Annotated in this window: 26 protein-coding genes; 11 read left to right on the forward strand and 15 right to left on the reverse strand. The window is 68.2% G+C overall.

Going from position 1 to position 20,028, the window contains the following annotated elements:
• Positions 1-84: 84 nt before the first annotated feature.
• Both J8M50_RS04695 and J8M50_RS04700 read left to right on the forward strand, forming a co-directional pair.
• The gene (locus J8M50_RS04695) at positions 85-1,092 is read left to right on the forward strand and encodes a C40 family peptidase (protein ID WP_010355704.1); all 1,008 of its coding nucleotides are present in this window, start codon (positions 85-87) and stop codon (positions 1,090-1,092) included.
• Positions 1,093-1,243: 151 nt separating this feature from the next.
• On the forward strand, positions 1,244-1,942 hold the full coding sequence (locus tag J8M50_RS04700) for a phosphatase PAP2 family protein (RefSeq protein ID WP_010355705.1): 699 nt from the start codon (positions 1,244-1,246) through the stop codon (positions 1,940-1,942).
• Between the two features lie 136 nt (positions 1,943-2,078).
• On the opposite strand, the gene J8M50_RS04705 is transcribed toward J8M50_RS04700, so the two are convergent.
• Both J8M50_RS04705 and J8M50_RS04710 read right to left on the reverse strand, forming a co-directional pair.
• Positions 2,079-3,617 (reverse strand): FAD-binding oxidoreductase, encoded by a 1,539-nt coding sequence (locus J8M50_RS04705; protein ID WP_010355706.1) that lies wholly within the window; start codon positions 3,615-3,617, stop codon positions 2,079-2,081.
• Between the two features lie 76 nt (positions 3,618-3,693).
• Positions 3,694-3,858, reverse strand: a complete 165-nt coding sequence (locus tag J8M50_RS04710; RefSeq protein WP_162947214.1) for a hypothetical protein — start codon at positions 3,856-3,858, stop codon at positions 3,694-3,696.
• 117 nt (positions 3,859-3,975) lie between these two features.
• Here J8M50_RS04710 and J8M50_RS04715 point away from each other — a divergent pair, with 117 nt between their 5' ends.
• Positions 3,976-4,800: an SCO4651 family lipoprotein gene (locus J8M50_RS04715; protein WP_029184130.1), complete on the forward strand. Its 825-nt coding sequence runs from the start codon at positions 3,976-3,978 to the stop codon at positions 4,798-4,800.
• Positions 4,801-4,804: 4 nt separating this feature from the next.
• Here J8M50_RS04715 and J8M50_RS04720 read toward each other — a convergent pair whose 3' ends face one another.
• From J8M50_RS04720 to J8M50_RS04740, 5 genes are all read right to left on the reverse strand, one after another.
• On the reverse strand, positions 4,805-5,653 hold the full coding sequence (locus tag J8M50_RS04720) for a YwqG family protein (RefSeq protein ID WP_010355708.1): 849 nt from the start codon (positions 5,651-5,653) through the stop codon (positions 4,805-4,807).
• Between the two features lie 40 nt (positions 5,654-5,693).
• On the reverse strand, positions 5,694-5,924 hold the full coding sequence (locus J8M50_RS04725) for a hypothetical protein (protein ID WP_141655599.1): 231 nt from the start codon (positions 5,922-5,924) through the stop codon (positions 5,694-5,696).
• Positions 5,925-6,304: 380 nt separating this feature from the next.
• Positions 6,305-6,685 (reverse strand): VOC family protein, encoded by a 381-nt coding sequence (locus tag J8M50_RS04730; protein WP_010355709.1) that lies wholly within the window; start codon positions 6,683-6,685, stop codon positions 6,305-6,307.
• 13 nt (positions 6,686-6,698) lie between these two features.
• Positions 6,699-7,697 (reverse strand): inorganic phosphate transporter, encoded by a 999-nt coding sequence (locus J8M50_RS04735; protein ID WP_010355710.1) that lies wholly within the window; start codon positions 7,695-7,697, stop codon positions 6,699-6,701.
• Positions 7,698-7,702: 5 nt separating this feature from the next.
• The gene (locus J8M50_RS04740) at positions 7,703-8,323 is read right to left on the reverse strand and encodes a DUF47 domain-containing protein (protein WP_010355711.1); all 621 of its coding nucleotides are present in this window, start codon (positions 8,321-8,323) and stop codon (positions 7,703-7,705) included.
• Between the two features lie 193 nt (positions 8,324-8,516).
• Between J8M50_RS04740 and J8M50_RS04745 the strand changes: the two genes are divergently transcribed.
• On the forward strand, positions 8,517-8,846 hold the full coding sequence (locus J8M50_RS04745) for a metal-sensitive transcriptional regulator (protein ID WP_010355712.1): 330 nt from the start codon (positions 8,517-8,519) through the stop codon (positions 8,844-8,846).
• A 6-nt stretch (positions 8,847-8,852) separates the two neighbouring features.
• Here the strand turns inward: J8M50_RS04745 and J8M50_RS04750 are convergent, their stop codons facing one another.
• The 4 genes from J8M50_RS04750 to J8M50_RS04765 all read right to left on the reverse strand — a co-directional run bounded on the left by J8M50_RS04750 (position 8,853) and on the right by J8M50_RS04765 (position 10,582).
• Entirely contained in the window at positions 8,853-9,038 is a 186-nt protein-coding gene (locus tag J8M50_RS04750) for a hypothetical protein (protein ID WP_010355713.1), read from the reverse strand.
• A gap of 165 nt (positions 9,039-9,203) precedes the next feature.
• Positions 9,204-9,392 (reverse strand): hypothetical protein, encoded by a 189-nt coding sequence (locus J8M50_RS04755; protein WP_010355714.1) that lies wholly within the window; start codon positions 9,390-9,392, stop codon positions 9,204-9,206.
• Positions 9,389-9,724, reverse strand: coding sequence for a hypothetical protein (locus tag J8M50_RS04760; protein ID WP_010355715.1), 336 nt, complete (start codon positions 9,722-9,724; stop codon positions 9,389-9,391). The genes J8M50_RS04755 and J8M50_RS04760 overlap by 4 nt, the downstream gene beginning before the upstream one ends.
• A 189-nt stretch (positions 9,725-9,913) precedes the next feature.
• Positions 9,914-10,582 (reverse strand): class I SAM-dependent methyltransferase, encoded by a 669-nt coding sequence (locus J8M50_RS04765; protein WP_010355717.1) that lies wholly within the window; start codon positions 10,580-10,582, stop codon positions 9,914-9,916.
• 108 nt (positions 10,583-10,690) lie between these two features.
• Here J8M50_RS04765 and hemC point away from each other — a divergent pair, with 108 nt between their 5' ends.
• Positions 10,691-11,620 (forward strand): hydroxymethylbilane synthase, encoded by a 930-nt coding sequence (gene hemC, locus J8M50_RS04770; protein WP_029184131.1) that lies wholly within the window; start codon positions 10,691-10,693, stop codon positions 11,618-11,620.
• 100 nt (positions 11,621-11,720) lie between these two features.
• Here hemC and J8M50_RS04775 read toward each other — a convergent pair whose 3' ends face one another.
• The 3 genes from J8M50_RS04775 to J8M50_RS04785 all read right to left on the reverse strand — a co-directional run bounded on the left by J8M50_RS04775 (position 11,721) and on the right by J8M50_RS04785 (position 14,011).
• Positions 11,721-12,068, reverse strand: coding sequence for a hypothetical protein (locus J8M50_RS04775; protein WP_010355719.1), 348 nt, complete (start codon positions 12,066-12,068; stop codon positions 11,721-11,723).
• A 25-nt stretch (positions 12,069-12,093) separates the two neighbouring features.
• Positions 12,094-12,996, reverse strand: coding sequence for a radical SAM/SPASM domain-containing protein (locus J8M50_RS04780; protein WP_075661477.1), 903 nt, complete (start codon positions 12,994-12,996; stop codon positions 12,094-12,096).
• Positions 12,997-13,324: 328 nt separating this feature from the next.
• Positions 13,325-14,011: an ATP-binding protein gene (locus tag J8M50_RS04785; protein WP_010355721.1), complete on the reverse strand. Its 687-nt coding sequence runs from the start codon at positions 14,009-14,011 to the stop codon at positions 13,325-13,327.
• Between the two features lie 324 nt (positions 14,012-14,335).
• On the opposite strand from J8M50_RS04785, the gene J8M50_RS04790 reads away from it, so the two are divergent.
• The 6 genes from J8M50_RS04790 to J8M50_RS04815 all read left to right on the forward strand — a co-directional run bounded on the left by J8M50_RS04790 (position 14,336) and on the right by J8M50_RS04815 (position 19,061).
• The gene (locus J8M50_RS04790) at positions 14,336-15,112 is read left to right on the forward strand and encodes a helix-turn-helix transcriptional regulator (RefSeq protein WP_078480967.1); all 777 of its coding nucleotides are present in this window, start codon (positions 14,336-14,338) and stop codon (positions 15,110-15,112) included.
• Complete coding sequence (locus J8M50_RS04795; protein ID WP_010355722.1) at positions 15,058-16,302, forward strand: IS110 family RNA-guided transposase; 1,245 nt, start codon at positions 15,058-15,060, stop codon at positions 16,300-16,302. Before J8M50_RS04790 ends, J8M50_RS04795 begins: the two co-directional genes overlap by 55 nt.
• Before the next feature lie 6 nt (positions 16,303-16,308).
• A complete protein-coding gene (locus tag J8M50_RS04800; protein WP_010355723.1) occupies positions 16,309-17,052 on the forward strand; it encodes an NsdA family TPR-like regulatory protein in 744 nt (247 codons plus the stop codon).
• 13 nt (positions 17,053-17,065) lie between these two features.
• Positions 17,066-17,425, forward strand: coding sequence for a hypothetical protein (locus tag J8M50_RS04805; RefSeq protein ID WP_010355724.1), 360 nt, complete (start codon positions 17,066-17,068; stop codon positions 17,423-17,425).
• Positions 17,426-17,683: 258 nt separating this feature from the next.
• Complete coding sequence (locus J8M50_RS04810; protein WP_010355725.1) at positions 17,684-17,896, forward strand: hypothetical protein; 213 nt, start codon at positions 17,684-17,686, stop codon at positions 17,894-17,896.
• Between the two features lie 28 nt (positions 17,897-17,924).
• Positions 17,925-19,061, forward strand: coding sequence for a phosphoenolpyruvate carboxykinase (ATP) (locus J8M50_RS04815; RefSeq protein ID WP_010355726.1), 1,137 nt, complete (start codon positions 17,925-17,927; stop codon positions 19,059-19,061).
• 153 nt (positions 19,062-19,214) lie between these two features.
• Here J8M50_RS04815 and pstB read toward each other — a convergent pair whose 3' ends face one another.
• Complete coding sequence (pstB, locus tag J8M50_RS04820; protein ID WP_010355727.1) at positions 19,215-19,991, reverse strand: phosphate ABC transporter ATP-binding protein PstB; 777 nt, start codon at positions 19,989-19,991, stop codon at positions 19,215-19,217.
• Between the last annotated feature and the right edge of the window lie 37 nt (positions 19,992-20,028).

The following is a 20,028-nucleotide window of genomic DNA, read 5'->3' on the forward strand; positions in this document are numbered from 1 at the left end:
CCTCCGACCGGGGCGAACCTACCCGTGCGCGGCGAGTTCCCGCCGTAGACTGACGCGCGGTGACTCCCGGGCGGCGAGGGGCGGTTGACGGTGCGTAAGGCGTGGATCTGGGTGACCGCGGTCGCCGGGGCCGGGCTCGCGTTCGTCATGGTGCTCATCGTCGGGGTGTACCTGGTCGCCGGGAACATGGCGAACGGGGTGGGGGGCGGGACCAAGGCGCTCGCCAAGGGGGCCGTGCCCGCCGCTTATACCGCGCTCGTGCAGAAATGGGGCAACCTGTGCCCCGAGATCAATCCCGCGCTCCTCGCCGCGCAGCTCTATCAGGAGAGCGGATTCAATCCCCGCGCACAGAGCGCCGCCGCCGCGCAGGGAATAGCGCAATTCATTCCCGGTACCTGGGCGACGCACGGCCTCGACGCGAACGGGGACGGCAGGAAGGACGTCTGGGATCCCGCCGACGCCATTCCGTCCGCCGCCTCGTACGACTGCGAGATCGCGAAATACGTCAAGGACGTGCCCGGGAACGCCACGCACAACATGCTCGCCGCCTACAACGCGGGCGCGTACGCGGTCATCAAGTACGGGGGCGTACCGCCGTACAGCGAGACCCAGAATTACGTGAAGACCATCACCACCCTCGAAGAGAGTTTCGCGGCGCCGGTCGGGCGGGTGTCGCCGTCCGAGCAGGCCGCCGGGGCGATCTATTACTCGCAGAAGAAACTCGGCACGCCTTATCTGTGGGGCGGCGACGGGACCGCCGCGGACGGCGGGCGGTTCGACTGCTCGGGGCTGACGAAGGCGGCGTACGAGAGTGTCGGCATCGAGCTGCCGCGCGTCGCCAACGACCAGTACAACGCCGGGCCGCACCCCACGCGGGCCGAACTGCTCCCCGGTGACCTGGTGTTCTTCTCCGACGACCTCACGAACTCGCGGGCCATCCGGCACGTCGGGATCTACGTCGGGGGCGGGTACATGATCGACGCGCCCCGTACGGGGGCCGTCATCCGGTTCGACCCGATCGACACACCCGACTATTTCGGGGCGACCCGGGTCACCGCGGATGGCGCGAAAGCGCTGCCGACCAATGTCTGAAAACGGGTGACGGTTCCTTAAACCGGCCCTGGGCTGAGATGGCGCATCTCCCTTCGATAACGTCTCAGTGATCATTCAGTGGAGACAGGAACGTTGTAAGCGGGGCCGTGCGTTCCTGTTGAGACGACCACGACGAAGGGGCCGCAGCACCATGGCTGGACTCGCCGATTCCGGATCCAACCCCGATGTCGAGCTGCTGTACGACATCAATGGCCTCGCCAAGGACGCGCCGCACTGGTTCGACCGAATCGTCGGGTTCGTCGGTGAATACGGGCTGTTGTTCGCGATGGTTCTGCTCATCGTGTGGTGCTGGTTGGCTGTGCGGCGGCGGGCCGCGTCCGGGGAAGAGGCGGCGGCTTCTGTCGCCGCGCTCGTGTGGGCGCCGCTTGCGGCCGGCGTTGCCGTTCTGATCAACGTGCCCATTCGGGGGTTCGTCGAGCGGCCTCGGCCGTTCAATGACCATCAGGGGCTTGAGGTTCTTGTTTCCGGGAAGACGGACTTCTCGTTCGTGAGTGACCACGCGACCATCACGATGGCGATGGGGGTTGCGCTGTTCGTCGCGAATCGGCGGTTCGGGGTGTGGGGGCTGCTGCTGGGGGTTCTGGAAGGGTTCTGCCGGGTTTATATGGGGGTTCACTATCCGACCGACGTCATCGGGGGGTTCGCGTTGGGGACGGCCGTTGCGCTGTTGCTGTCCCCGTTGGCCTCGATTCTCCTGACGCCGGTTCTCAAGGCGATCGAGCGGTCGCCGAGGGTGGGGTGGCTGGTGCGGAGTCGGGCGGCTCGGGTTGCGTTTGTGCCGGGGGCTCGGACGGGGGTTGAGGCGGGGGAGAGGGACCTGGCTGCTTGATGGGGTGGGGGGTTCTGGGGGCTGGCGGGTGCGGCTTCGTTGTGGCTGGTCGCGCCCACGCGGCGGAGCCGCAAATCGACACAGCCCCGCGCCCCTGAAAAAACGGGCGCTGCGCGCCCTGTTTTTTCAAAAGCGGCTAGATTCCCTGCGGGTATGTGAAAAACCTTGCCGGGTCGTACTGCTGCTTCACCTTCGCCAGCTTCGGCGCCGCATCCCCGTAATACGCCTTCCGCCAGTTCGTCAGCGTCGGGTCCGTGTAGTTCTGGTACGCCGCCCCCGATGCGTACGGCTGCATTGCCTTGTGGGCGGAGTTGAGCCAGGACTGTGCCGCCGTGCCCTGCGTGCCCGGTTTCCATGACGCGATGTACTGGGCCAGGAAGCGGGAGCGGCGGTGGACGAAAGCCGTTGCTGTGGGGGAGACGCGGTTCACCGCGCCGCCCAGCGCTGTGAGGGCGATGCTTCCCGCGCCCTCACGGACCGTCTTCAGCTGCTTCAGGAGCGTTTGGATTCCCGCCTCCGACAACGACTTGTCGTAGAAGTCCGAGCGGGCCGAGTACGTCTCGCGGCCCAGCTTGCCGCCCGGCGTGCGGCCCGGGAGCGTGCCGGGGAGGTGGCAGCTCGCGGGCTGGGTGTACGCGGAGCAGCCGGCGTACCCCTCCATCGCCTGCGCGTATGCGCGGCGGCGTAGCGAGACCGACTTCGGGGCGCCCGCCTTCGCGGTGAGGCGGTCGATCGCGTTCTGGAGTTCGTTGTACGTGCCCAGGGAGAAGGCGGCGACGGAGATGGTGGGGGTGCCGCCGGGGGAGTTGGCGAGGTTGAGGGCCGACCAGATCTCGTCCGGCTGGGTCGGGCCCCATTCCTGCCAGGCTCGGATGACCGCCGCCGCCTTCGACCAGGACCAGGTGAGGTAGCCCGAGACCGCCTGGGGCGCCGCGTGGGTCTTGAACTGGAGTTCCGTCACCACGCCGAAGTTGCCGTTGCCCGCGCCGCGCAGGGCCCAGAACAGGTCGGGGTTCTGCTGCGCGTTCGCGGTGAGCTGCTTGCCGTCGGCCGTGATGATCGTCGCCTGCGTGAGGCTGTCGCAGGTCAGGCCGTACGCACGGGAGACCACGCCGTGCCCGCCGCCGAGCGCGAGGCCCGAGACGCCGACCGTGGGGCAGGAGCCGGCGGGGATCGTCACGCCCTTCGCCGTCACCGCGCGGTAGACGTCGATCAGCTTCGAGCCGGCGCCGACGACGGCCGTACCGCCGCCCACGCGGACGCGGTTCAGCTTGGAGACGTCGACGATCAGGCGGCCGTCGCCGGACGACCAGCCCGCGTACGAGTGGCCGCCGTTGCGGATGGCGACCTTCAGCTTCTGCGCGCGGGCGAACGCCAGCGTCGTACGGATGTCCTCCGCGTGCGCGACGTACGCGACCGCTGTGGGCTTCAGGGTGTCGAAGCGCGTGTTGTAGAGCTGGCGGGCCGCTGCCCACTGGGCCTCGCCGGGGCGGACGAGGAGGCCGTCGAGGTCGCTCGCGAGGGCCTTCCAGTCGGTGGGGGCGCTGGCGAGCGGGGAGTACGCGAACCAGCCGGACGTGCTCGGGGTGGGACTGCCGGTCGTCGTCGACCGGCAGCCGGTCGCCGCTGCCGCAGTGAGTGCTGCCGCGCCGCCGATGAACATGCGCCGTTCCATGGTGTCGTCCTCCGTCGCGGCCTGGTGTCTGTCGAACGAGACGAGTTCCCGGAACGCGGGGTTCCCCGACCGGGGTTCATCCCTTCGCGTGCGTCTCCGCGTCCGTCCGCGCCAGGCTTCTCGCTCGGCGGGCCGGTCCGCGCCAGCCGCAGGTGCAGCGGGCGAAGCAGAAGCGGCCCTGGTCGACGGTGGTGGCGAGATGGTCGCCGGAGGGAGTGCGGGTGCCGTCCGGTTGCGTCACGTACTCCACGGTACCGACCGTCGGTAAAGGGTTCTCCAGGCGTGGGTGGGCGTGACGGTGGTACTTGCGGGTCGTTGAACAGGGCCACATGGGGGCCCGCGAGCTGGGGGTAGGGAGATGAAGGACCGTCGGGGCGGTGTGGTGGCCGTCGCGGGACTGGTGGCCGGGGTCGTGGCCGGGGCCGCGGGGTGTGTGAGCAGCGGCGCGGCGGCGGAGGACGCGCCCGTCGGGGATCCGGTCGGGACTCTGCACCGGGCCGCCGACACGCTGCTCGCGGCGGGTAGTTCCCGTGCGCAGACGTCCATGGAGATGGCGACCGGCGGGACGCGCGTCACGATCCGGGGGGAGGGGGTGTACGACTACCGGCGGCAGCTCGGTCAGCTGAAGGTCGTCCTTCCGCAGGACCCGTCCGGGGTCAGCGAGCACCGGCCGATCACCGAACTCCTCGCGCCGGGGGCCCTGTTCATGAAGAACCGGGGGGCCGGGGTGCCTGCGGACAAGTGGGTCCGCGTCGATACCGCGACCCTTTCCGACGGCAATCTCGTCACCGGCGGTGCCACCGATCCGTTCGCTGCCGCCGAGTTGCTGCGGGGGGTGCGTACGGCGTCGTACGTCGGGCGGAGCGATGTCGCCGGGGTCGGGGTCCGGCACTACCGGGGCACCGCCGACCTCGCGCTCGCCGCGCGCGGCGCGACCCCCGGCAACCGGGCCTCCCTCGCCGCCGCGGCCGAGGGGTTCGCCACGGCCGAGGTCCCCTTCGACGTGTACCTCGACGACCAGGGGCGCATCCGCAAGGTCCGGCACCGGTTCAGCTTCGTCAACAGCGGGCGGGCGGGGGTGGTGGCTGTGGCGTCTACGGTCCTGCTGTACGACTTCGGGGCGCCGGCCGTCGTACGGCTTCCGGAGTCTCGGGACATCTATGCCGGGACGATCGCGGAGTGAGGGGTCACTGGACGAGGTCGGTGTGGTGGGTGGGGTGCTCGGGGCAGACGTAGAGCTGTAGGTGGTTGGCGTCGATCACTGTGACGTCCGGCGGGTTCGAGTCGGCGTCGCCGAGGGACTGGTCCTCGTACGGGATCCAGGTTCTGTTGTCCGGGTGCCATTCGTCCGAGGCGATCGTCAGCAGCGGGGTCATTCGGGTGCCGCAGTGGATGCAGAAGCGGGAGATGGGGTCGGTGAGGCCCCATTGCGGCCAGCCGCCGATCTTCCAGCCGGGGGCGGTGGAGAGTTCGTTCCGGTAGAACCCGTCCGGGCCGGACTCGTAGGACTCGTCCACGTCCACGACGGCCATGACCTGCTGCCGCAGCTCCTCGGTCAGGTCCAGGAAGTGCGGGTACTCGGTGACCTGCTCCGGCGCGAGTACGCACGGCTGCGGGACGTACCAGGTGGTCGGCTCGGACGGTTGGGGTGGGGCGGTGAGGATCTGGGTGACGTCGGCCGCCGTTCGCCAGAACAGGTACGTCGGGGGTTTGTGGTCCGGGGGGTGTTCCTCGGAGGGGCACCACAGGATTTGGAGCAGGTCGGTCTTTCCGGGCGGCCTCAGCTGGGGTACGTCCCGGACGTACAGCTGGGCCACGGGGATCATCGGGGATACCGGGCCCTCGTGCCATTTGTCGCAGTGCGGCCAGTGGTGGGTCGTCGGCCACAGGAGGGGGCCGCCGATGGAGCTGTCGTGCACGGACGGGGAGCCGGGGCGGGGGTGCAGGCGGGTGGCCGTACGGGCGAGGGGGGTCAGGGCGGGGACGAGGGTGGTGATGTCGAGGGGTCTTGGTGGGGTGGTGCGGGTGGTGGGCATGGGGGTGATGTTGTCAGGGGGGTCTGACAGTTGGGGTCAGCTATGGGCGTTCGGGAGGGGGCTCGATCAGTGCCTCGGTGGCGAGTCTTGGGGGACGTGTTGTTCGGGGCTGGGTGCGGATGACGGCGGTGGGCGGTACGGCATCGGCGTCGACGGCAGTCAGGCCGACTACCTCGCGGCCGACCTCGCCCACCTCACCGCGTACCTCGCCGTCACCACCGGCCAACGCCGAGCTGAGCCGGGCGGCGGGGTACGAGGTCGTCGACCTCACGCGCGAGTCACTCCGGGACGGTGTCGCACGGTTCACCGGCGGACGCGGCGTCGACGTCGTCCTGGGCAGGGTGGTCACTGGGCGCGCTCGCCCGGGGCGAAACCCTCGTCAGCATCGCTGGACCTGGTCGTCCGCAAGGCCATCACGCCCCCCGTCGACCGGGTCTTCCCTCTGGAGCGGGCAGCACCCCCTCATCGCGGGCGGCCCGTTAGGGCGGGTGTTTCCCGGGCTGTAGGGCGCGCCGGGCGGGGTGACTGGGGGCTTCCTGCGTGGCGAGGTGCGGACATGCCGTCGACGGGCCCTGTCCGATACGGTCGCGTACTCCTCGTCGGGAAGCCCTCGGCACCGACCCACCGACGCCCGTTCGGAGCCCCCCCACCTCACCCGGAAATCGCCCGCTCCGACTCACTCCGCAGCACACAGAACTCGTTCCCCTCAGGATCCGCCAGCACCGCCCACCCCGTACCGTCGGCTTCCCGCCGGTCGGCGACGAAGGTCGCGCCCAGCGCCACCAGCCGCTCCACCTCCGCATCCCGCGATGTCTCGGGCCGCAGGCACAGGTGGAGCCGGTTCTTCCCCACCTTCGGCTCAGGCACCTCGTTGAAGTAGAGAACCAGCCCCGTCGGCAGCACCACCAGCGTCTCCGGGTTCCCCGGCTCGTCCTCCGGCCCCAGCGACCCCCCGGTCACCTCGCTCCAGAACCGCGCCAACGCATACGCGTCCCCACAGTCGACCGCCACGTTCTGCACCACAGAAACCATGGCCCCAGCTTCCCTACAGCGCCACCAGCTTCACAACCCCATATACCGCCGCCGCCACAACCCCCGCCGCAGGCATCGTGATGAACCACCCCAGGATGATGTTCTTCGCGACCCCCCACCGCACGGCATTGATGCGCTTCGTCGCCCCGACGCCCATGATCGCGGAGGTGATGACATGGGTCGTGGAGATCGGCGCCTTGAAGAGGAACGCCGTCGTGAACATGATCGACGCGCCAGTGGTCTCGGCGGCGAAACCCTGCGGCGGATCAAGCTCGATGATCTTGCGGCCGAGCGTCCGCATGATGCGCCAGCCCCCCGCGTACGTACCCAGCGACAGCATGACCGCGCACACGATCTTGACCCAGACGGGGATCGGGTCCCCGGCGTCCTCGACGTCCGCGATGACGAGGGCCATCACGACGATGCCCATCGTCTTCTGCGCGTCCTGGAGGCCGTGGCCGAGGGCCATGCCCGCGGCGGAGACGGTCTGGGCGATACGGAACCCGCGCTTGGCCTTGTGCGGATTGGCGCGCCGGAAGATCCACATGATCGCGGTCATGACGAGGTACCCGACGACGAGCCCGACGACCGGCGAGATGAACATCGGCAGGACGATCTTGTCCAGGACCCCGTGCCAGTAGACGGTCGTCCCCCCGGCGAGCGCGGCGCCGACCATCCCGCCGAACAGGGCGTGCGAGGACGAGGAGGGGAGGCCGAAGTACCAGGTGACGAGGTTCCAGGTGATCGCGCCGACGAGGGCCGCGAAGAGGATGCCCATCCCCTTGGACCCCTCGGGCGTCTGGATGATCCCCTCGCTGACGGTCTTGGCGACCCCGGAGCCGAGGAAGGCCCCCGCGAGGTTCATCACGGCGGCCATGGCGAGCGCGGCACGCGGGGTCAGCGCCCGGGTGGACACGGACGTGGCGATCGCGTTGGCGGAGTCGTGGAAGCCGTTGGTGTACGTGAAGAAGAGCGCGACCAGGACGGTCACGACCAGGGCGAACGTGTCCACGCGGTTCAGGACTCCTTGACGGCGATGGTCTCCACCGTGTTCGCCACGTGCTCGAACGCGTCGGCGGCCTCTTCGAGGACGTCGACGATCTGCTTCAGCTTCAGCACCTCGATGGCGTCGTACTTGCCGTTGAAGAGGTGGGCCAGCAGTTTGCGGTGGATCTGGTCCGCCTGGTTCTCCAGCCGGTTGACCTCGATCCAGTACTCCGTGAGGTTCTGCATCGTCCGCAGGTTCGGCATCGCCTCGGCCGTGAGGTCGGCGGCTCTCGCCAGCACCTCGATCTGCTGCTCGACGCCCTTGGGGAGTTCCTCGACGTTGTAGAGGACGACGAGGTCGACGGCCTCCTCCATGAAGTCCATGATGTCGTCGAGGCAGGACGCGAGGTTGTAGATGTCCTCGCGGTCGAAGGGCGTGATGAAGGAGGAGTTCAGCTGGTGGAAGATCGCGTGCGTCGCATCGTCACCGGCGTGTTCCGCGGCCCGCATCCGCTCGGCGATCTCGGCCCGGCCGGCGGTGTCCGCCCCGAGCAGTTCCATCAGGAGTTTCGAGCCCGTGACAATGTTGTCCGCGGACGCGGCGAACATGTCGTAGAAGCTCGTCTCCCTGGGGGTCAGACGAAAGCGCACGTGGGGTCCTCGGTATGCATCGGTTTCGGTCAGGCTGATGCTAAGCGCATCATCCGGTCAGGGCTAAGGGGCCGTCCCCAGTGTCGCCCATCAGGCACAGTGACCAGCACGGGGTGGGACCAAGGGCCCTATACCCAGCAAACTTGGCTACGATATACCCAGTAGGGGTATACAAGACGAACCGGAGGACGCGATGACGACCACCGAGGCCGAGCAGACACCGGCACCCTCCGAGCACACGACGCACGGCTACCACAAACAGAAGGACGAACACCTCAAGCGCCTGCGCCGGATCGAGGGCCAGATCCGGGGCCTGCAACGCATGGTCGACGAGGACACCTACTGCATCGACATACTCACGCAGGTCTCCGCGTCCACGAAGGCGCTGCAGTCCTTTGCGCTGCAACTCCTCGAGGAACACCTCCGCCACTGCGTCGCGGACGCGGCGCTGAAGGGGGGCGACGAGGTCAATGCGAAGGTGGAGGAGGCGACGAAGGCGATCGGGAGGATGCTGCGTACGTAGGTGTCCTCACCGGGGCGGCGCGTCCCCCGGCGGCTCGTCCCGCACCCGCACCACCCTCAGCACCGCGTCGATCGAGTCCAGGCTGAGCCGCTCCCCGTCCGCCGAGGACGCCGCGATCATCAGCTCCCCGCACAGCTCGATCTCGGCGAGTGCCACGTGATCCTGCACCGCCGTACCGCCCCCCGGAGCCACGCACCTCACCTCGTCCCTGCTGAAGCCGAACCCGGCTTCCTAGAGTAGGCAGCGGCCCACGCGCGGCGCATGGCACGGAAGGGCTAGTTCTTGCCCACCCGGTGACCGAATCTGTCACGGACCTCTTTGGTCACACCTGTCACGCACGCGCGGGCCGCTGAAGGCTCAGTGACTTCCGATTCCGGCTCCGGTCCCGGTTTCGGCGAGGAGTACGCAGTCGGGGCAGGCGAACCGGACCGGCCCCGGGCCGAAGCCCCGGAGTTCCACCGCCGCGCGGGTCCAGCGTCCGCAGCGGTTGCAGACGGCCCAGAGGGAGGCGGGCGGGGCGTCGGAGGTCAGGGCGTCGCGGTTCATACGTGGGTCTCGAAGTCTTCGGCGGAGAAGGGGGCGTCGGGGAACGTGTACGGGTAGTCGATGCCCAACGTCGCGTACGCCGCCGCGAGTTGGCGTTCCTGTTGGAGTTCGTACTCGGCCTGGAGTTCGTACTCGGCCTGCTGGCGGAAGAACTCCGCAGCCTCTTCCTTCGTGGGCCCGGTCCAGGGGCGCGACCACGGGCTGACGTACGGCTGCGGGGGTGCGGGGACCGCTGCGGCGGGGGGCTTGCGGCGCTGGCCCGAGGCGGGGAGGGCGAGGGTGAGGAGGATGTGGAGGCACGCGAAAATAGCGCGCGCGATAGCATGACGCATGGCGACAGTTCCTTAGACGTAGTTGTCGTCACGGCCCCGTCAGCGGAGTGTGCCAACACTCCGAGTCCTGATGGGGCCACTTTTTGTTGTGGTGAACCGCACGCTAGCACCAACATCGGCTCCAGCGCACGCAGTTGCTGCAAACTCCCGATATCCCGTCAGGAACTGTCGGGTAACTAAGCGCGAGCCCTACACGGACGCGACCCCGCACCCGATCAGCGTCCCGATGTGGCCGGCTTCCGGGGCGTCATGAACACGTACGCCGGCTTCGCCGAACCCGGCGCCGTGCAGGAGGCTTCGCCATGTGGCCGGCGTGTAGCTGTAGCGGTAGGTGTATGTCGCCGGCCCTGCGAAGCCGCCCTTGTACATGCCCTGGGGGCCGTATGCGCCGGGGATGGCGGGGGGTTGGGAGAAGACGAACCGTCCGCCGGGGGTGAGTCTGCGCTTCACCAACGGGAACAGCCGGCGCGGATCGCTGAACCAGGCGGCGCCGAAGACGGAGTACACGGCGTCGTAGGTACGGGTGTCCCCGGCCAGAAATTCGAGCACCTCGGCACAGACGAACTCGACACCGAGGGGTCCCCAGCGTTCGGTGGCGTTCGCGACCATCACCGGGGACATGTCCACGCCGCGCGCCTCGACCCCGCGCCCGGCAAGAAACGCCAGCGCCCGCCCCGTACCGCACCCGATCTCCAGCACACTTGCGGGTTCACCGAGCAACTCCGGTCCTGGGCCGTGTCCTTGGTACTGCGTCCACTGGAATACGGGGTCTGCTTCGAAGACGTCCTTCTTGGTGGCTTCGGCGTACGTGTCCCAGACGGCGCGTTCGTGGGCGTAGTTGTGCTCAGCAGCGGGCAACGGGGTTCCTTTAGCGGTGAGTTGGTTCCGACGAATCGTCGGGAAAGGCTTAACTGGTCAAGGCGTACGATCAATTGACGGTTCATCGCTTGTCGGGAGCTGGTTGATATGACGACGTACTTGGTTGGTTCGCGGGCCAGTAAGTTGGCGAAAACCCAGGTCCGCCAGTACCTCGAAATTCTTCGCCCGCGCTTTCCCGGAATCACGTTCACCCACCGGGTGATTCTCGAAGGTGGCGACAGAGACCGGAAGTCGCAGCTTTCCGATGTCTCGGCGATCAGTGGTGGCAGTGCGTTCAGTTCCGAGCAGGAAGCGGCGCTCAGTAGGGGGGACGTGGATGTGGTGATCCATTCCCTGAAGGATCTGCCGACCGCGAATCCGCCCGGTCTGATTCTGCTTCCGCCCCCTGGTCGCGAAGACGTCCGGGACGCGCTGTGCGGGTCCACGCTGGCGGGGCTCCGGGAGGGCGCTCGGGTCGGGACCGGTGCCGCTCGGCGGGTAGCCCAGCTCTTGGCCGTACGCCCGGACCTCGACGTCGTACCGATCCGAGGGAACGTGCCACCCCGGCTGAAGAAGATCGAGACCATGGGGCTGGACGCGGTGGTCCTCGCCGCCGCGGGGCTCCGGCGGCTCGGGCTGGACGACGCGATCGGCGAACTGCTGCCTCTCGACCTGTTCCCTCCGTCGCCCGGACAGGGCGCACTCGGCGTCCAAGTCCGGGAGGACAGCGTCGAGTTGGCCGAGATCCTCTCCAGCGTCGGAGACCTCGCCGTCGACGCACAGGTCCGGGCCGAGCGCGCGCTTCTGGCGGAGCTGCACGGCGGATGCAGCGTCCCCGTGGGCGCGTACGCCGAGACCGCCCCGGACGGCGTCCTGACCCTGCACGCCCAGGTGACGTCCCTCGACGGGTCTCGGCGGGTCTCCGGCACGCTGTCCGGATCGGCCGGGGACGCGGAGAAGGTCGGTGCGGGTTTGGCGGCGGAGCTGATCGGGCGGGGTGCGCGGGCCATCCTCGACGGGATTGACGTCAGCCGTTGAGGTGGCGGGCGGCGTACGTCGCGTTGCGTCCACGTGGAGTTCGGCCCCGTGCTCCGCATTGTGGCAGACGCGGTGAACGGGGCCGTTCTGGATTGCTCGATCAGCGTGAGGCTGCTTCCGAAGCGCTCTGCTCCCGGAGTTCAGCCAGCCGTCGTTGGTACAGCGGGCCGGCCGCATGCGCGCCCCGGGCCTCGCTGGGCGTCGACTGTTCGATCAGGTGATGTGCCACGGCCTTGAGGTGTGCCGACCACGCCAGTACGTGTTGCTGCGCGGTCCGGCCGCATTGCCTCGGCTCGCCGGGGAGGCACAGCGGCAGACTCGGACCGACCTTGTTCGCCGCCTGTCGGATGAAGCGGGCGATCTGAGTCCACTCCTCGTCGGTCCGGTGCACGGGATTACTGGAACTTTCCCAGCCCCACGGTCCGAAGTCGTCCCCGTGATCGTCCATGTGCGCTCCTGATCATCGCAGCGAACTAAACCGGTGGCCTCATGGTAGGTGCGCCGTTGCCCACCTCTCTCGGATCGCAGTGACCCACGGACGGGACGCATGGTCCGCAGGGCTCGCACATGGGAAGGAACTGCGGAGGAGTACAGCTCTCCGCCACTTGCCCACCATGAGCCGCGGAGATCTCGGCACGGGCCTGCGTGGTACGGGGGCCGTTCCAGATCTCTTCCAGTGATGCGTTCCGCAGGTTGCCCAGGGTGATGAACCGCCCGAGCACACACGGCCACACGTCGCCGTCGGGGCCGATCGCGCATTGCCCGCGCGCGCAGTGTCCGCAGAGATCCGCCACGTCGGGCATCGTCCCCTCGCTCGCGCGGCCGAAGGCCCGCATGCGGTCCGCCCCGACGTGCCCGACACCGAGCGCTGCGAGGTCCGTGATCGCTTCGAGGGCTCGGTGCCCGGGGTGCACAGCGACGACTCCGCCCCGGATCGGGATGCCGAACTCCACCGCCTTCTCGATGTTGGCGCGCGTCCGTTTGTGGGAGCCCCGGAGCCGGGTCACGGCGTCGTGCTCGGCGGCGTCGTCCGAGTAGTACGAGGTGGCGAGTTTGGCTCCGCATTCGCGGAGGGTGTCCCACAGGCCGTCCTTGATGTGTGTCATGTTCGAGAAGACCTCGATGTTCAGTCCCCGAGCGTGGGCGTGCCGGATCAGTTTCGGCAGGTTCGGGTACAGGGTCGGCTCGCCCCCGATGAACTGGACGTCGACGACTCCGAGGTCGCCGAGTTGGTCGATCGCGGCCACCCACTCGGCGACCGACATGGAACCGTGAGTTCCCTTCGGGGACGAGTCGGCGTAGCAGTGGCCGCACCTCTCGTTGCAGAACCCTGTGACTTCGAGATACGTGAACCTGAGTAGCCTGGGATTGCTCATCGCTTTCCCTTCCGACGGGTTGGTGAATGAGTGAAGGAGCCGGTGGGGAAGCGGCTACTTCCTCACCGGCCACAGCCTGGATGCGTCAGGGTGACGTCGACCGGCTCAACTCCGGCCGACCGGACGGCAGATGGGCATCGGTGCTCGCATGACGAAGGGGTCTCGGCCCTCGAAGAGCAGGACCCTTCCGGTGCCGTCTTGGGTCGCGCGTAGGTCGGCGATGCGCCGACTTGGACGTTGGTCGGGGGAAGCATGCTGACGGATGTGCCCGGAGGCGTGGCCGGAGGCATGTGGGGCAGGGGAGTTGACCAGCTGGCGTTCAATTCGTCTACATGTGCCGGGTGTTGTCCACGACTGGCAGGAAGAGTGCCGGGCGGGCGTGCCAGGTGAGGGTGAACGTGTCGTAGGTGAACGGGATCGTCGCTGCCTCGCCGTTCTCCAGCGTCTTCAAGGAGGGGGCCCAGTCGGCCCAGCTCTCCCAGATGTAGCCGATCAGCTCGGCCTCAAGTGCAGTGGTGATCAAACGTAGTTGGGCGCGGGCGTAACGGATCGTGTCCTGCGGGGTGGAGTAGGAGCCCGACGCGATCAGGCGATTGCCCTGGCGCCACTCGGACCGGAAACCGGCGATGGGCGTCAGTGGTTGTCGTACGGCGATCGTGCACCAGGTGTGGGTGCCGTCGGCGCTGGTGCCCCACCTGTCGGCCATGGCCTCGACGAGGAACATGCCTCGACCGCTCTCCTCATCGGCCGTCGGATGCCGGACCCGGGGGAAGGCGGACGACCCGTCGGTCACCTCGATGAGGACCTCGCCCGAACGGTGCGCCATGGAGAAGGTGATGTCGCCCGTGCCGTACCGGACGGCGTTGGTGACCAGTTCGCTGATCAGCAGACTGGCCGTGTCCACAAGGGAGTTGAGCCCCCATTTGCTGAGGTGGGCGGCGCCGGTCCTGCGGATCTGGCTCACCCGCTCAGGCTCCCGGGAGCACGAGACGACGAAGCGGTCCGGGTGTTCCATGGTTCTCCCCAAGCTCCCTGCCTGCGGTACTCCCCGCTGAGATGACTCGGCGTCGGCCGCGCCGAGGACGCGTAACGCTGAGCGCCGTATCGCGAGGGAGCAAGTGCCTGGCAGGGCAAGGGTCGTCACGCTGTCCTCCGTGGGGGTCGAGAGCGAGGAGGCCGCCCTTCCCGCCAAGTGGGTATGGCGGTTTACGGGCCGTAATCATCATTCCGAGCGAAACGCATGCGGACCACGGCGTTCATGGGCCAGTGTTGGGACATCTCCGGGACATGAGATGTGCGCCACAGTTGGCTGGGAGAGATCCGAGGGAAAGGAGCCGGTATGAGCCTCGCCAAGAGGCGTAGAACTCAGGGCTTCACCCAGGAGGGGTTCGCTCATGCGATGGGCGTCGACCGGCGTACTGCCGGGCGTTGGGAGAAAGGCACGGCGAAACCCCAGCCTCATCAGCGGCCGAAGATGGCGGCGTTGCTGCGGATGGACCTCGAAGACCTCGACGCTCTGCTGGACGCCGATGCGGCAGGAGGGCCCTCGCCGAGTGCCTGGCACAGCCCAGAGGACATGGACGAGATGATCCGACGCGAGTTCCTGCGCCTCATGACGGTGTCCAGTGCGCTCGTCGGTGGGCTGGACGCGCCGCAAGGCGATGCGGACGGTTTCGATCTCATGAACCGGCACCTGTGGCAGGTCTACCAACTCGCCCGTGCCAAACAGTCGGTGCTCCCTGCTGTGCGGGCACAGCTCTCGACGATGAACGACGCTCTGAGCGAGGGCGGCGTTCCGCTTTCCCCCTTCTGCGTCGCTGCCGCAGATCTCTATCAGGAAGCCGGAGGTCCTGCGGTCCTCGCCCCGAGTGGGGGAAAATCGGGGCACGTCCGGCCGACGTCGTGGCCACTTGGCGTGTCCGAGCCCGTCAATCAGCAGGACGCTGGGGACCTGCTTGTCAGGCGCTCGGAAGTGTTGCCTCGAGCACGCGTATCAGCTTCTTCCGCCGTTCGGGTCCCCGCCGGACGCCCCGATCGGGTGGCGAGTGGAAGGAGCCGGTCGTGGACGTGGTCTATGAACGCTGCGCCGGGATCGACATCGGCAAGGCGGACGTGAAGGTGTGTATCCGGGTGCCGGGCCGGGGCAAGGGGACCCGGCGCCGCGGCGAGGTCCGTACGTTCCCGGCCCTGACGTCGGGACTGCTGGAGATGCGGGACTGGCTGCTGGCCGAGGGGATCACGGTGGTCGGGATGGAGGCCACCGGCTCGTACTGGAAGCCGGTGTTCTACCTGCTGGAGAACGACATGGACTGCTGGCTGCTCAATGCCCGTCACATGAAGGCCGTCCCCGGCCGCAAGACCGACGTGAAGGACTCCGAGTGGATCGCCAAGCTGGTCGAACACGGCCTGGTCCGCCCCTCGTTCGTGCCGCCGCGGCCGATCCGCCAGCTGCGTGACCTGACGCGGTATCGCACCGATGTGGTGCGCGAACGCGCCCGCGAGGCCCAGCGGCTGCAGAACCTGCTGGAGGACTGCGGGATCAAACTCACCTCGGTGGTGTCCGACTTCCTCGGTGTCTCCGGACGCCGGATGCTGGAGGCTCTGATCAGCGGCACACGCGATCCGAAGATGCTGGCCGAACTGGCCGCCCCGAACCTCAGGACCCGGCACGAGGTGCTGGTTGAGGCGCTGACCGGCTACTTCACCGACCACCACGCATTCCTGGCGCGGACCATGCTGGACCGGATCGACGAGGCCACCGCGATGGAACGACGTCTCAACGCCCGGATCGCCGAGCACATCCGCCCGTTCCGGCGGCAGGTCGAGCTGCTGGCCACCATCCCCGGGGTGAGCGCGCATACCGCCGAGGTGATCCTCGCCGAGATCGGCGCGGACATCACCCGCTTCCCCTCGGCCGGCCATCTCGCCTCGTGGGCGGGGCTGTGTCCGGGAAACTACGAGTCCGCGGGCAAAAGTCCTTCCGGCAGGACCCGGCCCGGTGACGCATGGCTGAAGGGAGTGCTCGGCCAGGCCGCGATCTCGGCCTGCCGCACCAAGGACACCTATCTCGCCGCCCGCTACCGGCGCCTGGTCGGCCGCCGTGGCCGCCGCCGGGCTCTGGTCGCCCTGCAGCACTCGATCATCATCTCGATCTGGCACATGTTCACCCACGACAAGGAGTACGCCGACCTCGGTGGTGACTACTTCCTCGAACGCACCGGCAAGACCCGGGCCACCCGCCGCCTCGTCAGCCAGCTCAACCACCTCGGCTACCAGGTCACCCTCCAACCCGTACAGGCCACATGAACTGCTGTGACCAGCACCGATGGGGGATTTTCGTATCAGCTGGCTGGGGAGTTGGCGTTCGACGCCAACCGGTACGGGGACGCGATCGCGTGCTACGCCTTGGCCGCCAGCGCGAGCCGGGAAGTCAAAGCGTTTGACCTCTGGGCCTGCGCCTTGATCCGGAGCGCTTACGTGGATCTCTCGGAGAGACGTTATGAGCGTGCGGCCGAAACTCTCGGCGCAGCACGCCGCCTAGCCCTCCGAGGAGACAGCACGCTCTCAACGAGGTACTGGGCGGCCTCAGTTCAGGCTGAGGCATACGCGTGTCTCCGCGATGTCGACGCTTGCAAGGAGGCGATCGACGAGGCTCAGAAAGTGGAGGACCTCCGAGGACTGGTGTCCAACGGGGGATGGCTGCGCTTCGACGGCTCGCGCCTGCCAGAAGAGCGTGGTGCCCGCTACTTGCAGCTCAACCGACTGGACCTGGCGGAGAGCGCTCTCCATGAGGCTCTCGGCCAGAAGCCCCTCGCCCCTGGTGCGTCCTTCCGGCGGAGAGGAGCCGCGCTCACCGACCTGGCAGTCGTCGGCGCCCGACGCAAGGACCCGGAACAGGCTGTGCAGTACGGCCGCGAGGCCCTCCTCCTGGCGAGGGCGTCCGGTTCCGGATACGTCGCCCGTAGACTCCAGGATCTGACTGCTGAGCTGGTCGCCTTCGGGCGAGACCGACGCGTCGTCGAGCTGAAGGCCGAGATCGGCGCCCTGACAGTGTGACGAGAGGGAATGGATGTCCGAGAACGACGGCTCGCGGATCTTCCGTGACGCGTGGATCGCAGGGGTCCGCAAGCACTTCCCCGGCGAGCCGAAACCGGGCTACGTGACCCCGTGGGAGGACATGCCCGGCTGGGAGCGTGAGGCTGCGGGGGCCGTGTACGAGCAGGTGCGCCAGTTCCTCGTACTGAGCGGCGGGCATGCGGGCCGGTTGTCGCGGGAGCAGAAGGGGCGGTTTGTTGCCCTGTGCTGGACGGCTCAGATGTACCGGCACTTCGAGGACCCCAAGCCGGGGTACGTCGCCGACTGGGCCGAGCTGCCGGAGTGGCAGCGGGAGACGGACGCCGACATCTTCGAGGCCGTCGAGGGCGTCTGACGTACGCGTGGGCCCGCCTCCTGAGAGCAGGAGGCGGGCCCTGCTGGCCGACTGCGGCGAGGTTGAAGAACGCGGTGCGGTCGGAGACGCGGGCCACCTGCGAACTTGCTTGCTGAGTGGTCAGTTGCTCCCGCATCAGGCCGCAAGGGCCTCTTTCAGCTCCTGGACGGCAATCCTCGGTTCGGTACCGAACGGGGATGGACTGGTACAGGTCCAGGACCCGGCTGTGGGTCAGGCCGGTGCGGTAGTCGGGTGGGAGTGCTGTCCACCCTGTGCAAGGCCCTTGGCCTGGCCGACGGCATCGAGGAGCTGACTGCGCCGCATCGCGGCGACTGGCTGGGAATTCCGTTGCGGTTCACCGCCGGTGAGCCCATAGCGTGCCTGCCTGCTCTCGATTCCGGCGAGGACCGCCGGTTGACCGCTGCCGGTATCAAGCTCCGGACCGCTTACCAGGCGTTACGGCTGTCCTGACCCATCCACTCGACAGGGAGAAGACCTTGTGAGTACCCCAACCGCCACCCAGCTGCATGCCGCTGACGCGAGCGTGACCGTCCTGAGCAACACCGCGTCCGTCTCCGACTGGTCCCGCCGCTACTTCGGTCCATGGTGGAACGCGTTCGAGGTGCCTGCCGAGAGCATCTGCGCCGGCCCGCTGGTCGTCGCCGACGTCGACAGCTCCGCCTACGTCGAGCTGGCCGCGCTGGTGGACGTCTGCCCGCATGAGAAGGTCACCTACGCCAAGGCCAAGACGCTCCTGGCCCGCGACGGGGCCGGTACCGTCACCGCGATCTCGCCCGCCGAGGGGCTGGCCTACCGCTCCGAGCCCGGATCCGGCTGGCTGACCATCGCCGGGCGGGCTGCCGAGCCCGTGGCGCTGGCTGCCGCGCGGATCGCCCGCGAGATGATCCGGGCGACGCTGCTGCGGGACGGGTGGACGCTGCTGCACTCCTCCGCCGTCGTCCGCGACGGCAAAACGCTGCTGACGTTCGGCTCCAAGGGTGCCGGAAAGACCACGACCGCGTTGCTGCTGGCCTCTCACGGCTTCGAACTGCTGGCCAACGACCGGGTGTTCGTCCGCCCGGACGGCGGCGGCGAACTGCAGGTGCTGCCGTGGCCGTCGGCGGCTGCCATCGGGCTGGGCCTGCTGGACGCCCTCGGCCTGTACGACGTCGTCCGTGACCGGCTCAAGGCCGGGGAGCACCTGCACCCCACGCAGCACCAGGACGTCACCGACGCCCTTCTCGACGGACGGCGCGAGCCGCTGTGGGAGCCCGGCGGCAAGAGGGAGAGGAAAGCCCAGGTCTTCCCCGACCAGTTCACCACCTGGTTCGGGATGACCCTCGCCACCGGAGGCCGGGCGGCCGGTCTGCTGTTCCCGCGCATCGACCCCGCCGCAGTCCCGGCCCTGGTCGACGGCGACAGGGCTCTGGGTGAGGACGACTTCATGAGCGGTGCCACCGAGGACCGCTACCCGGACATCTTCGGCCTGGCCCAGGGCATCGACGGCGGCGGCAACAAGCCGGCCCGCGCCACCGTCGCCGACCGCCTCGCCCAGCTGCCGCACCACCAAGTGGTCCTGGGCCACGACACTGCGGCCAACGCCGACTTCCTCACCGAACTCGCCGACCACCTGTAACCCCGCCGGGAGACGGACGCCGACATCTTCGAGGTCATCGCAGGGCTCTGAACGAAACGCGCGTGGGCCCGCCCCCTGCGAGCAGGAGGCGGGCCCTTTACGGCCTCGCGGTGGCACCGCCATGCAGCACCGCGAGGGGTCTGGTGTCCCGGATCAGCCGAAGCGGCCGGAGATGTAGTCCTCCGTGGCCTGGACCGACGGGTTGGAGAAGATGCGTTCCGTCTCGTCTATCTCGATCAGCTTGCCGGGCTGGCCGACCGCCGCGAGGTTGAAGAACGCGGTGCGGTCGGAGACGCGGGCCGCCTGCTGCATGTTGTGCGTCACGATGACGATCGTGAACTGTTCCTTCAGCTCGCCGATCAGGTCCTCGATGGCGAGGGTGGAGATCGGGTCGAGGGCCGAGCAGGGCTCGTCCATCAGGAGGACCTTCGGCTCCACCGCGATCGCTCGGGCGATGCACAGGCGCTGCTGCTGGCCACCCGACAGGCCGGAACCCGGCTTGTTGAGGCGGTCCTTGACCTCGTTCCAGAGGTTCGCGCCCTTGAGGGACTTCTCGACGACGTCCGCCAGCTCGCTCTTCTTGTAGCTGCCGTTGAGGCGCAGGCCCGCGGCGACGTTGTCGAAGATGGACATCGTCGGGAAGGGGTTGGGGCGCTGGAAGACCATGCCGACCTCGCGGCGCACCGACACGGGGTCGATGTTGGGGCCGTACAGATCCTCGTCGTCGAGCAGGACCTTGCCCTCGACCCGGCCGCCGGACGTCACCTCGTGCATCCGGTTCAGGGTGCGCAGGAACGTCGACTTGCCGCAGCCGGAGGGGCCGATGAACGCGGTGACCGTGCGGGGTTCGACGGTCATCGAGATGTCCTCGATGGCCTTGTGGGAGCCGTAGTAGGCGGTCAGTCCGCTTACGTCGATTCGCTTGGACATTTCTACTTCACTTCCAGACAGTCGCTGACTGAGGGTC

Source organism: Streptomyces acidiscabies (genome assembly GCF_020010905.1).
GTDB classification, from domain to species: Bacteria; Actinomycetota; Actinomycetes; order Streptomycetales; family Streptomycetaceae; genus Streptomyces; species Streptomyces acidiscabies.